Below are 12,723 nucleotides of genomic sequence, written 5' to 3' on the forward strand. Positions count from 1 at the left end.
CCCATATGAGGCGGCAATGCCCGGCAACCGCGCCCGTGTCCTCGTCCTGCACCCCGTGCTCGGAATCCTCGATTATCGCGTGCCGCACGGCATGGCGGTCGAGCCGGGCGCGATCGTCGTCGTGCCGATCGGCCCGCGCCAATATGCCGGCGTGGTCTGGGAGCCCGAGCGGCTGGCGACCGAGGAAGTCGGCGACAATCGCCTGCGCAACATCCTTGCCGTGGCCGACGCCCCGCCGATCCCCGCGCCGGTGCGCCGGCTGATCGAATGGACCGCCGATTATTATCTGAGCCCGCCCTCCGCCGTGCTGGCGATGGCGCTGCGCACCTCGGCGGCGTTCGAGAGCGCGCCGACGATCGTGGAGTATCGCGCGACCGGGCAGGTGCCTGACCGCCTCACCCCGCAGCGGGCGCAGGCGCTGGAGCGGATCGGCGAGCGCCAGGGGCTGGTGCGCGAGCTGGCGACGATCGCCGAAGTCTCCGACGCGGTGATTCGCGGGCTGGTGAAGACCGGCGCGATCGAGGCGGTCGTGGTCGATACCGACACGCCCTATCCGCTCCCCGATCCCGATTTCGGCCCGCCCGATCTCGGCGCCGACCAGGCCCATGCCGCCAGCGTCCTGCGCCACGCGGTGGGCGCGGAGGCGTTCCAGCCCTTCCTGCTCGACGGCGTGACGGGCTCGGGCAAGACCGAAGTCTATTTCGAGGCCGTCGCCGCCGCGCTGGCGGCGGGCAGGCAGATTCTGGTGCTGCTGCCCGAGATCGCACTGACCGAACCCTTCCTCACCCGCTTCGCAAAAAGATTCGGCTGCGAGCCCGTCGCCTGGCATTCGGGCCTGCGCACCTCGCAGCGCCGCCGCGCCTGGCGGGCGATCGCGCGCGGCGAGGCGATGGTGACGGTCGGCGCGCGCTCGGCGCTGTTCCTGCCCTATCCGAACCTCGGCCTGATCGTGGTCGACGAAGCGCACGAGACCAGCTTCAAGCAGGAGGACGGCGTCCATTACCACGCCCGCGACGTGGCGGTGATGCGCGGCAAGTTCGAGGAATGCCCGGTGATCCTCGCCTCGGCAACGCCGGCGATCGAGACGCACCACCAGGTGGCGATGGGCCGCTACGAGGAATTGAAGCTGCCGGGCCGCTACGGCGCGGCGGAGCTGCCGCATATCGAGGCGATCGACCTGATCCGCGAGCCACCCGAGCGCGGCCGCTGGCTCAGCCCCCGGCTGGTCAAGGCGCTGGAGGAGACGCTGGCGCGCGGCGAGCAATCGCTGCTGTTCCTCAATCGCCGTGGCTATGCCCCGCTGACTTTGTGCCGCAATTGCGGCCACCGCTTCCAATGCCCGAACTGCACGGCGTGGATGGTCGAGCACCGGCTGCTGCGCCGGCTTTCCTGCCATCATTGCGGCCACACTGTTCCAGCGCCGAGCATGTGCCCCGAATGCAAGTCCGAGGACACTTTGGTCGCCTGCGGCCCCGGCGTGGAGCGCATCGCCGATGAGGTCGCCGCGCTCTTCCCCGATGCGCATACCGCGATCGTGACGTCGGACACGCTCTGGTCCCCCGCCAAGGCGGCGGAGTTCGTTGCCCGCATGGAGCATGGTGCGATCGACATCGTCGTCGGCACGCAGCTCGTGACCAAGGGCTATCATTTCCCCAATCTGACGCTGGTCGGCGTGGTGGATGCCGATCTGGGCCTCGACGGCGGCGACCTGCGCGCGTCCGAGCGCACCTTCCAGCAGATCATGCAGGTCTCCGGCCGCGCCGGGCGCGGCGAGAAGCCGGGCACCGTCTATATCCAGACCCATGCCCCCGAAGCCCGCGTGATGCAGGCGCTGGTGAGCGGCGACACCGAAGCCTTCTACGCCGCCGAGACCGAGGCGCGCCGCGATGCCGAGGCGCCGCCCTTCGGCCGCTATGCCGCGATCATCGTCTCGTCGGAGGACAAGGCGGCGGCGGAGGAGACTGCCCGCATGATCGGCCGCGCGGCGCCGCAACTGGCCGAGATGCACGTCTATGGCCCCGCCCCCGCGCCGCTGGCGATGCTGCGCGGCCGCCACCGATTCCGCCTGCTGGTCCATGCCCGGCGCAGCTTCGACGTGCAGGACGTGATCCGCGAATGGCTGGGCGCGCTGAACTGGAGCGCCAGGGTGCGCGTGGCGGTGGACGTCGATCCCTACAGCTTCGTCTAACCCTGTCGAATCGCTTCTATTCCTCTGCCCACGCCGCGGTTAGCATCGCCTGGACTCGGGGGAGATTCGCGTTGTTCCGGAAATTGCTCGCGCTGGCCAGCCCTGGCGCGATGGCTGATCGCGATGATCGACGGCGCCCTCAAGACGCTCGACGCCAGACCCGAAGAACCCGCCGCCGATCCCGATCCGGGCAAACCGGACGGCTGAATCGATCACGCTTGCCGAACCCAAATAGACTCTTAAGGTGCGAAGGATTCAGGGGGAAACTGATGCTTCGTAAACTCTTTCTGTCCGCCGCGTTTCTCGTGGCGCCTTCGCTCGCCCATGCCGATTGGTACGAGGCGAGCTCCAAGCACTTCGTCGTCTATGCCGACAAGGATCCGGGCAAGCTCAAGACCTATACCGAGCAGCTCGAACGCTTTGACCAGACGTTGCGCTTCCTCACTGGTACGCCGGACAAGCCGCTAAGCCCGTTGCTGAGAGTCCATGTCTATATCCTCTCCAATGTCGGCGAGATCGAGAAACTCTATGGCGGTTCCGGTCCCGCAGGTTTCTTCAACGCGCGCGCTACCGGATCGGTCGCGTTCGTGCCCGATGGCGACGGCGGCGGCATGCTCGACGCGCAGACGATCCTCCAGCACGAATATGGCCACAGCTTCATGTTCTCGAGCTGGCCGAGCATCGTGTTCCCGAAATGGTTCGTTGAAGGATTCGCCGAATTCGTCGGAACCGCATTCTACCGGAGCGACGGGACGCTGATCATCGGAAAGAACCCCGACTATCGCTCCTATGGCCTTATGCGGACGGCCCAGATGCCCGCGGAGCGCATGCTGCGCCTGGATCCCAAGGACAAAGACCTGGACACGCAGACGCTCTATGGACGCGGCTGGCTGCTCACCCATTATACGATCCTGGGGGGCCATGCCGATCAGCTCGTCGGCTATATCAAGGCGATCAACGAAGGAAAATCAATCGACGAGGCGAACAAGGCATTCGGCCCGCTGGACCGGCTCGACGGCAAACTGAACAGCTATGCGCAACGGGGCACCTTGCCGACGATTCGCGTGGAAGCAGGCAAGGTCCCCGTGGGCGAGGTGAAGATGCGGGCGCTCACCGGCGGCGAAGCCGCGACGATGAAGGCACGCATCTATTCGCAACGCGGCGTCGATCCCGAACGAGCCAGGACTGTCGTCGAATGGGCGCGCAGGGCGGCTGCGCCCTATCCCAACGATGCGGCTGCGCAGAACGAGCTGGCCGAAGCGGAATTCGACGCCGGCAACCATGCGGCTGCAGAAGCGGCCGCCGATCGCGCGCTCGCCGCCGATCCCGAATCCATCCACGCGCTGCTCTACAAGGGCATGGCCCAGATGGAGATCGCGAAGGCCGCCAAGGAGCGCGACGCGGCCAAGTGGAAGGCGATCCGCAGCTGGTTCGTCAAGGCGAACCGTCTCGACACCGAATATTCGCAACCGCTGATCCTTTATTATCAGAGCTTCGCGGCCGCAGATCAGGCGGCGCCCAAGACGGCACAGGACGGATTGATCGGCGCTTATGTGAAGGCACCCTATGACGACGGTCTCCGATTCATGGCAGGCGAGGTGCTGATCCGCCAGAACAACGTCCCGGCCGCCCGCATCGCATTCGAGAAGATCGCCTATGGCCCGCATGAGGGCGCGGGCGAGAACAATGTGGCACTGAAGGTCGTCACCGCGCTCGACGGTGGCGGCTCCGACGCCGCGCTCAAGGTGCTCGACGACGCCCAGGCGGAAGCCAGGAAGAAGGGCGAGGACGCCAGGAAGAAGGGCGGCTGATCCCCTCGAAAGGCTCGATGGCGGTTCGGGCACGGCTTGAACCGCCATCGCTTTTGCCCGAAAGCGGCGCCATCGAAACGACGGGGCACGCGATGCGGCGATTGCTGATTCTGGTGGCGCTGGTCCTCGCCTGGGGGATGCCGGCGCATGCCGATGACATCTCCGCCTCGGGGCGCGGCGTGGTGCGCATCGTCACGATCGCGGTGGTGGGCGACGAAGTGGTTGGCTTCGGCCATGGCAGCGGCTTCGCGGTCGCGCCCAATCGCATCGTCACCAATGCCCATGTCGTCGAGCTCGCCTCGCGCTATCCCGACAATGTCGTGATCGGCGTGGTGCCCTCCGAAGGCGACAAGTCTTTCCAGGGCACGCTCATCAAGATCGATACCGCGCGCGACCTCGCGCTGATCGAGTTCACCGGCGTCAAACTGCCCCCGCTCACGCTCTATTCGGGCGGCGTCCAGGACGGCGAGGCGCTGATCGCGCTCGGCTATCCCGGCAATGTCGATCTCGCCACGGCGCGCTCGGCCGCCGATTTCATCACCCCGCAATCGCCGGTGCGCTCGCAGGGCGGGTTCGCCGGCCTGCGCATGTTGCAGGGGACCAGCGTGCTGCTCCACACCGCGAGCATCGCCCGCGGCAATTCGGGCGGGCCGCTGCTCGATCGCTGCGGACGCGTGCTCGGCGTCAATTCGGCGATCACCCGCGCCGACGAGGGCGATTCCACCTTCGCCTTCGCCATCGCCGGCACCGAGCTCGGCGCTTTCCTGCGCGAGGCCGGCCAGCCCTTCGCCACGGTCGACATCCCCTGCACCAGCATCGAGGACCGGATCGCCGCCGATCGCAGCGCCGACGAGCAGGCCCGCGTGAACGCCGAGGAAAAGGCCCGTGCCGTCGCCGCCAAGGCCGAATCGGATCGCCAGGACGCCATCGCCCAGGCGCGCAGCCGCAACGAGGCGATGCGCGAGAATTTCATGGCCGGCGCCGCGGTGCTGCTGGTGCTCGGCGCGCTCGCCGTGGCCGGCGGCGGCCTGCTGCTGTCGCGCGATCGCCGGCGCGAGGGCTATGGCGTCGCGGCGGGCGGCGGCGTGCTGATCCTGGGCGCGATCGCCCTGTTCTTCAGCCGACCCGGCTTCGACGAGACCAAGGTGATCCCGGTGCCCGAGGCCCATGGGGCGGCGGCGGTCAGCACCGCCGCGCTTGGCCGGATGGTCTGCACGCTCGTCCCCGAGCGCAGCCGCGTCACCGTCACGACGACCGACAAGGTCGATCTCGACGTCGGCAATGACGGCTGCGTCAACGGCCGCACCCAATATGCCGAATCGGGCAAGCGCTGGCAGCGGGTGCTCGTCCCCGACCAGGAGCAGACCGTCTCGGTGCTCGATTTCGATCCGGACACGCGCACCTATACCAACACGCGCTACCTGCTCTCGTCCGAGCAGATGCAGAGCGCCCGCGCGCTGCGCGCCACCGTGCCGCTCAAGACCTGCTCGTCCGACCAGAGCGCCCGCGCCGCGCTCGCCGCGCAGCAGCAGTCGGTCCGCGCCGCGCTGCCGCCGGTCTATAACGAGAAGCTGGTCTATAGCTGCACGGCGGCAGCGGAGGGGCCACCGGCGGAGTAAGGCTCAGGCCCGGTCCACCCGCGCCGCGAAGCAGCCGCGCCTGGCGTTATGGACGTGCAGGAAAGCCGTCGCCGGATCGGCGAACCAGCGCTCGATCAGCGTTTCCAACTCGCGCCCGTCGATCACGTCGGCATCGGTCATCATCGCATGGCGATTGAAGGCGCGCACCGAAAGCAGCCGGCAGGCGAGTTGCTCCGGCACCATATCCACATGGCGCGCCGGCGTCTCGGCGCCCTCGCACACGAAGATCGCGTGGCGCGAGCGATAGGGATTGCGCGCCGGCAGATGCTCGTAGTTGAGCAGCAGCAGCAGCGCCTCGCCCGGCTCGGCATCCTCCAGGGTGACGCGGCAGGGATAGCCCGGCTTGCCGTCGGCGACGACGCGGACCACGCCCTCGGCCGCCAGCGCGGCATCGTCCATCCCGTAGAGATAGCGGAACGGCGCCGGATCCAGCCCGGCGATGACGAAGCTCATTCTTCCACGCCTTCGCGTTTCCTCAGCGCCCGCTTGCGATCGACGCCATAGGCATAGCCGCCGATCCCGCCGTCGCTACGCTGGACGCGGTGGCAGGGGACGACGATCGGCACCGGATTGGCCCCGCACGCCGATCCCGCCGCGCGCACCGCGCCGGGGCTGCCTGCCTCGGCGGCGATCTGGGCATAGCTGCGCGTCTCGCCCGGCGGGATTGCCCGCAGCGCGTTCCACACCGCCTCCTGGAACGCGGTGCCCTGCACGTCGACGGGCAGGTCGGTGTGCCGCCCCGGCGTCTCGACCTCGGCCACCACCCGCGCGGCCAGCGCGGCCAGCGCCGCGCCGCCGCTCACGATCTCCGCCGCAGGGAAGCGCCGGGCGAGCGCGAACCGGTCTTCGTCGAAGGCGATGCGGCACAGCCCCTTGTCGGTCGCGGCGATCAGCAGCGGCCCCAGGCTGGTTTCGGCGATCGTCCAGCGGATCGTCACCCCCGCGCCGCCGCGCTTCCACGCGCTGGGCGTCATGCCGAGCCGGGCATTGGCGGTTTCGTAGAAGCGGCTCGGCGCCGAATAGCCGGCCTCGTAGATCGCGCCGGTGACGCTTTCCTCCACGGTCAGCGCCTCGGCCGCACGGCGCGCGCGCAGGCCGCGGGCATAGGCGGCCGGCGTCACCCCGGTCGCGCGCTTGAACAGCCGGTGGAAATGATGCGGCGCATAGCCGACGTGCCCGGCCAGTTCCTCCAGCCCCAGCCCGTCCTCCGATGCCTCGATCAGCGCGACCGCCTGAGCCACCGCCACCCGCTCGCGGCCCACTTCGTCGGGCTTGCAGCGCAGGCACGCCCGGAAACCCGCCGCGCGCGCCGCCTCGACATCGCCGTAGAAGCGCACATGCTCGCGGCGGGGGCGCCGTGCCGGGCAGGTCGGCTTGCAATAGATGCCGGTGGTGGTGACCGCGACGACGAACCGCCCCTCGAACGCGCGGTCGCGCGCCGCGAAGGCGGCCCAGGCGGCATCGTCGGAAAGGGGCGTGCTCATGCGGTGGATATAGTCGCGCCGACCGCGCCCGACATCCCGCTGCTTGCGCTCAAAGCTACGTCTCTCCTTCACCCCGGCCGAAGTGCCGGGGTCCACCGGGAGGCCGGGAGAGCCGCTCGAAGCTCAGAGGGGCTCGCTGGAGGATGAGTGGCCCCCGGCACTTCGGCCGGGGTGACGGATTGGGCGCGCGGATTGCCTCAATAACTCGGACAAACCCCTTGCTCCCGCCAGCGCTTGCCGGCACTGTTAACGCTAACGGGCGCGCAGACGCCGCAAGGGAGAGGGCGATTGGGCTTCTGGCAACGCACGCGCGCGCTGCGATGGTGGATCATCGCGATCGTGATGCTCGGCACGATCGTCAACTATCTGACCCGCAGCACGCTCGCGGTGGCCGCGCCAACCTTCATGGCCGATCTGAAGATCGACGAGCATCAATATTCCTACATCACCGCCGCCTTCCAGGGCGGGATCATGCTCCAGCCGCTGGTGGGCTATATCCTCGACACCATCGGGCTGCGCTCGGGGCTGGCGCTGTTCGCGGCCGGCTGGGGCCTGCTGACCATGGCGCACGGACTGGCGATCAGCTGGCAATGGCTGTTCGCGCTGCGCGGCCTGCTGGGTTTCGCCGAGGGCACGTCGCACACCGGCGGGCTGAAGGTCGTCTCCGAATGGTTTCCGGCGCGCGAGCGTGGAATGGCGGGCGGCGTCTATAATCTCGGCGCGTCGGCGGGCTCGGCGCTGGCGGCGCCGCTGGTGGCGGGATCGATCTATCTGTGGAACTGGCGCGCGGCCTTCGTCGTCGCGGGCCTGCTCGCGCTGATGTGGGTCGTGCTGTGGCTCTTCTGGTATCGGCCGCCCGCCAGCCATCCGTCGATCTCCGAGGCGGAGCGCGCGCATATCCTCGCCGGGCAGGAAGCGCATATCCAGGCGTCCGCCGCGCCGCCCTCGATCCCCTCCCTGCTGCGCCAGCGCAATTTCTGGGGCATCGCCATCCCGCGCTTCCTGGCCGATCCCACCTGGGGCACGCTCACCTTCTGGATGCCGCTTTACCTGACCACCGTGCGCGGCTTCGATCTCGGCCAGATCGCGCTTTCCGCCTTCCTGCCCTTCGTCGCCGCCGATCTCGGCTGCCTGTTCGGGCCGACCGTGGTGCTGTGGCTGGAGCGGCGCGGCATCGGCCTCATCAACGCGCGCCGCTGGACCTTCACGCTGGGTGCGGTGCTGATGACCGGCATGATGTTCGTCGGCACGGTGGAGAGCGCCTGGGCGGCGGTGGCCCTGCTCTGCCTGGGCGGCTTTGCGCACCAGACGCTGTCGGTCACCGTCATCACCATGGCCAGCGACCTGTTCCGCCGCAACGAGCTGGGCACCGTCGCCGGCATGGCGGGCACGCTCGCCAATGCCAGCATCCTGATCTTCTCGCTGCTGATCGGCGGACTCGTCTCGACGATCGGCTACAATCCCTTCTTCGTCGCGCTCGGCCTGCTCGATCTGGTCGCCGCGGCATTGCTCTGGACCCTGATCAAGGCCCCCGAATGATCCGCAATCCCATCCTGCCCGGCTTCAATCCCGATCCCTCGATCTGCCGCGTCGGCGACGATTATTATATCGCGACCTCGACCTTCGAATGGTTCCCCGGCGTCCAGATCCATCATAGCCGCGACCTCGCGAACTGGACGCTGCTCACCCGTCCGCTGCGCCGCGCATCGCAGCTCGACATGCGCGGCGATCCCGATAGCTGCGGCGTATGGGCGCCCTGCCTGAGCCATGACGGCGAGCGCTTCCACCTGATCTATACCGATGTGAAGCGCTATGGCCGCACCACCGTCTCCGGCGCCACCGGCGCGAGCCTGCGCGATTTCCACAATTATCTTGTTACCTGCGATACCATCGACGGCGAATGGTCAGACCCCATCTACCTGAACAGCAGCGGCTTCGACCCCTCGCTGTTCCACGATACGGACGGCCGCAAATATCTGGTCAACCAGCTCTGGGACCACCGCCCAGGCCATAACCGCTTCGCCGGCATCGTCCTCCAGCAATATTCGCCCGAGCAGCGCCGGCTGGTCGGCGAGCGTGCGAACATCTTCCCCGGCACGCCGCTCGGCCTCACCGAGGCGCCGCACCTCTATCGCCGCGGCGACTGGTATTACCTCCTCACCGCCGAGGGCGGCACCGGCTGGAACCATGCCGTGACGATGGCGCGTGCCCGCGACCTGCTCGGCCCCTATGAGCTCCACCCGGACGTCCATATCCTCAGCAGCCGCACCCGGCCCGACGCCCCGCTGATGCGCGCCGGCCATGCCGATCTGGTCGAGACGCGGGACGGCGCGACCTATATGGCCTATCTCTGCGGCCGCCCGCTTCCGGATCGCGGCCGCTGCGTGCTCGGCCGCGAGACCGCGCTCCAGCCAATGCGCTGGGCCGAGGATGGCTGGCTCTACACGCAGGACCGCTCCGGGCTGCCGATGCTCGAAGCCCCCGCGCCCGATCTCCCCCCTTCGCTGCCCCGCCCGACCGAGGCGCGCTACGATTTCGACGAAGCCGAGTTGCCGATCGACCTGCAATGGCTCCGCACGCCCGAGCCGGAGACGATCTTCAGCCTGACCGAGCGCCCCGGCCATCTGCGCCTCCATGGCCGCGAGACGATCGGCAGCCTGTTCACCCAAGCGCTGGTCGCGCGGCGGCAGCAGGGTTTCTGCTATTCGGCATCCTGCGCGCTGGCGTTCGAGCCCGAGCATTTCCAGCAGGCTGCCGGGCTGGTCGCCTATTATAACGGGTCGAAATTCCATTACCTGCACGTCACGCACGACGCCGAAATCGGCCGCCATATCCGCGTGATGTCCGTGCTGCCCGATGCGCCCCAGGTCGATGCCTTCACCGCGCCGGTGCCGATCCCGCCCGGCCGCATCGCGCTGCGCGTCGAGGTCGATTACGAGCGGCTGCGCTTCGCCTGGCGCGTGGGGGACGACGACTGGGCCTGGCTCCCCGAAATATTCGACGCCTCGATCCTGTCCGACGAAGCCACCGCCCCCGGCCAGCCCAATTTCACCGGCGCGTTCGTGGGGATGGCCTGCCAGGACATGGCCGGCACCGGCCGCCCGGCGGACTTCGACTGGTTCGACTATCGCGAGCGCCCCTATGCGCCCGATGCGGAGGCGCTCTAGCGCCCCTCCCGCGCCTTGCGCAGCAGTGCCTCCAGCTCCGCGACCACCTGCGCCTGGCCCTTGAACGCATGGACCAGCTCGCGCTTCGGCAGCGGCATCAGGAATTCGCAGCCGTGGCGCTGTCCGTCGCGGCGCACCACCTTGGCCTCGCGCGCCCCGGCGCCGGCCAGCCCGACCGAAACCAGCGTCCCCACCGGCAGATCGACATCGCCCGTGAACAGGAAGCCCGTGCGCGAGAAATTCTCGACCGTCACGTCGAAGGGCTTGCCGTCCATGCCGCGGAGCGTCGTCTCGCTGTCCACGATGAAGCGGATCGCCCCCCGTGCATCGACTTCGCCCAACACTTCCAGTCGCGCGACCAGCAATTTCCGCACTCCACCCTGCTTCCGGAGCGCGATTCTAGGACGGATATCGTTAAAGGTTTCGTAACCCCGGGGCGGCGCGAACCGTCTTGACTTTGGTCAGTCTCGCTGCCATATGCGCCGCCATCGAGGCATCATGCAGCGTGATGGGCCGTCTTTGGACGCCCGGCTCTGCCTCGGTCCAGACCCCGGCTTCCCTTATCACGCGGGTTGTCATTTTTGACACCGCTTCCGCGTCCGGATTCCGTGCGCGTCGGCCGCATTCGAAAGTTCCATAATGCAATTCAAGCACCTCGGCCTGTCCGAGACCGTCCTCGCTGCGCTCGCCGCGAAGGGCTATACCGAAGCGACTCCGATCCAGGAGAAGTCGATCCCGTCGCTGCTCGAAGGGCGCGACCTGCTCGGCATCGCCCAGACCGGCACCGGCAAGACCGCCGCGTTCATGCTCCCCTCGATCGATCGCCTGATCGCATCGGGCAAGCGCGCCGCCCCGCGCGGCTGCCGCATGCTCGTGCTCGCCCCCACCCGCGAGCTGGCCAGCCAGATCGCCGAGAGCGCCCGCGCCTATTCCAAGGGCACCAACCTGTCGATCTGCACGCTGTTCGGCGGCACCTCGATCCATAAGAACAAGACCGATCTCGCCCGCGGCGTCGACATCGTCGTCGCCACGCCGGGCCGTCTGGTCGACCTGATCGACCAGCATTATGCGATCCTGCTCGGGATCGAGATCCTGGTGCTCGACGAAGCCGACCAGATGATGGACCTGGGCTTCATCCACGCCCTGAAGCGCATCGTCCGCGAGCTTCCCTCGAAGCGCCAGACGCTGTTCTTCTCGGCGACCATGCCCAAGACGATCCGCGAGCTGGCCGGCCAGTTCATCAAGGATCCAATCGAAGTGAAGGTCACGCCCGAGGCGACGACCGCCGAGCGTGTCGAGCAGCGCGTCACCTTCGTCCAGCAGGCCGAGAAGCAGTCGCTGCTGACGATCGCACTGCGCGATCCGAGCATCGATCGCGCGCTGGTCTTCACCCGCACCAAGCACGGCGCCGACCGCGTCGTCCGCCTGCTCGGCGGCAGCGGCATCGCCTCGAATGCGATCCACGGCAACAAGAGCCAGCCGCAGCGCGAGCGCGCGCTGGGCGAGTTCAAGTCGGGCAAGGTCAAGATCCTGGTCGCGACCGACATCGCCGCACGCGGCATCGACGTGTCGGGCGTCAGCCATGTCTTCAACTTCGAGCTGCCCAATGTGCCCGATCAATATGTCCACCGCATCGGCCGCACCGCGCGTGCCGGCGCGACCGGCGTGGCGATCAGCTATTGCGCGGATGACGAGCGTCCATACCTGCGCGACATCGAGCGGCTCACCCGCCAGAAGGTGACCATCGAGCCGCTGCCGGCCGATTTCGTCAACGAATCGAACAAGATCAAGTCGAGCCGTTCGCCGATGCCGGTCGCCCGCGACGAACAGAACGGCCGCAACGGCCGCGCGATGCAGCACCAGAACGGCCGCCGCAGCGACAGCCAGCCGCGCGGCGAGCGCCGTGACGGTCCGCCGCGGGGCGATCAGCCGCGCCGCGCCGGGGGGCCGGGAACGGAGGCCCCCCGCAGGAAGCGCCCGCGGGCCGCAAAGCCCGCCAGCAAGGCCCGCCCCAAGGGCAGGGGGCGAGCCCCCCCGGCCCGGGGGGGCCGCGGCCGCCCGCGGCGGGGGGGGGAAGGGGGGGGGGGGGGGGGGGGGGGGGGAGGCGGGGGGGGGGGGGGGAGGGGGGGGGGGGGAACCCCCCCCCCCCCCCGCGCGGCCGGGGGGGGGGGGAGGGGGCGCGGAAAAAGGCCCACCGGGGGGCGGAGGGGATGTAGGGGCGGCCGGTGGCCGGGAGGGGGGTGGCGATCGGGCCGCCAAAGACGACCGCGCGTTTCCAGTGGCGGCTCAACGGGGCGAAGGGCTATGTCAGCACGCACGCGCTGCCGGGGGGGCGGGGGCGGGGCGGGGGGGGGCGGCCCCGCGCCCGGGGCGGCGCGCCCCCCCCCCCCCCGCGGGGGGGGGGGGGCGGGGGGGGGCCCCCCCCCCCGCGGG

General features: G+C 69.0%; 8 protein-coding genes and 1 pseudogene. 6 read left to right on the forward strand and 3 right to left on the reverse strand.

Features of this window, described 5'->3' with window-relative positions; genetic code table 11:
- Positions 1-16 precede the first annotated feature (16 nt).
- The 3 genes from HB724_RS13080 (at position 17) to HB724_RS13090 (ending at position 5,618) form a co-directional block, all read left to right on the forward strand.
- Positions 17-2,188, forward strand: coding sequence for a primosomal protein N' (locus HB724_RS13080; protein WP_213981386.1), 2,172 nt, complete (start codon positions 17-19; stop codon positions 2,186-2,188).
- A 269-nt stretch (positions 2,189-2,457) separates the two neighbouring features.
- Positions 2,458-3,999, forward strand: coding sequence for a hypothetical protein (locus HB724_RS13085; RefSeq protein ID WP_213981387.1), 1,542 nt, complete (start codon positions 2,458-2,460; stop codon positions 3,997-3,999).
- A gap of 92 nt (positions 4,000-4,091) precedes the next feature.
- Entirely contained in the window at positions 4,092-5,618 is a 1,527-nt protein-coding gene (locus tag HB724_RS13090) for a serine protease (RefSeq protein ID WP_213981388.1), read from the forward strand.
- A gap of 3 nt (positions 5,619-5,621) precedes the next feature.
- Here HB724_RS13090 and HB724_RS13095 read toward each other — a convergent pair whose 3' ends face one another.
- Positions 5,622-6,092 carry a DUF1203 domain-containing protein gene (locus HB724_RS13095; protein WP_213981389.1) on the reverse strand — a complete coding sequence of 157 codons (471 nt, stop codon included), beginning with the start codon at positions 6,090-6,092 and terminating at the stop codon, positions 5,622-5,624.
- Positions 6,089-7,123, reverse strand: coding sequence for a bifunctional DNA-binding transcriptional regulator/O6-methylguanine-DNA methyltransferase Ada (gene ada / locus HB724_RS13100; RefSeq protein WP_213981390.1), 1,035 nt, complete (start codon positions 7,121-7,123; stop codon positions 6,089-6,091). Before ada ends, HB724_RS13095 begins: the two co-directional genes overlap by 4 nt.
- Positions 7,124-7,411: 288 nt before the next feature.
- On the opposite strand from ada, the gene HB724_RS13105 reads away from it, so the two are divergent.
- Complete coding sequence (locus HB724_RS13105; RefSeq protein ID WP_256731501.1) at positions 7,412-8,662, forward strand: MFS transporter; 1,251 nt, start codon at positions 7,412-7,414, stop codon at positions 8,660-8,662.
- Entirely contained in the window at positions 8,659-10,290 is a 1,632-nt protein-coding gene (locus HB724_RS13110; RefSeq protein ID WP_213981391.1) for a glycoside hydrolase family 43 protein, read from the forward strand. Before HB724_RS13105 ends, HB724_RS13110 begins: the two co-directional genes overlap by 4 nt.
- On the opposite strand, the gene HB724_RS13115 is transcribed toward HB724_RS13110, so the two are convergent.
- A complete protein-coding gene (locus HB724_RS13115; RefSeq protein ID WP_213981392.1) occupies positions 10,287-10,664 on the reverse strand; it encodes a PilZ domain-containing protein in 378 nt (125 codons plus the stop codon). The genes HB724_RS13110 and HB724_RS13115 overlap by 4 nt on opposite strands.
- A 265-nt stretch (positions 10,665-10,929) precedes the next feature.
- Between HB724_RS13115 and HB724_RS13120 the strand changes: the two are divergent.
- Positions 10,930-12,414: pseudogene (locus HB724_RS13120) on the forward strand (DEAD/DEAH box helicase); the annotation flags it as partial.
- Positions 12,415-12,723 lie beyond the last annotated feature (309 nt).

The organism is Sphingomonas sp. dw_22, from assembly GCF_018449795.1.
In the GTDB taxonomy this organism is placed as follows: domain Bacteria; phylum Pseudomonadota; class Alphaproteobacteria; order Sphingomonadales; family Sphingomonadaceae; genus Sphingomonas.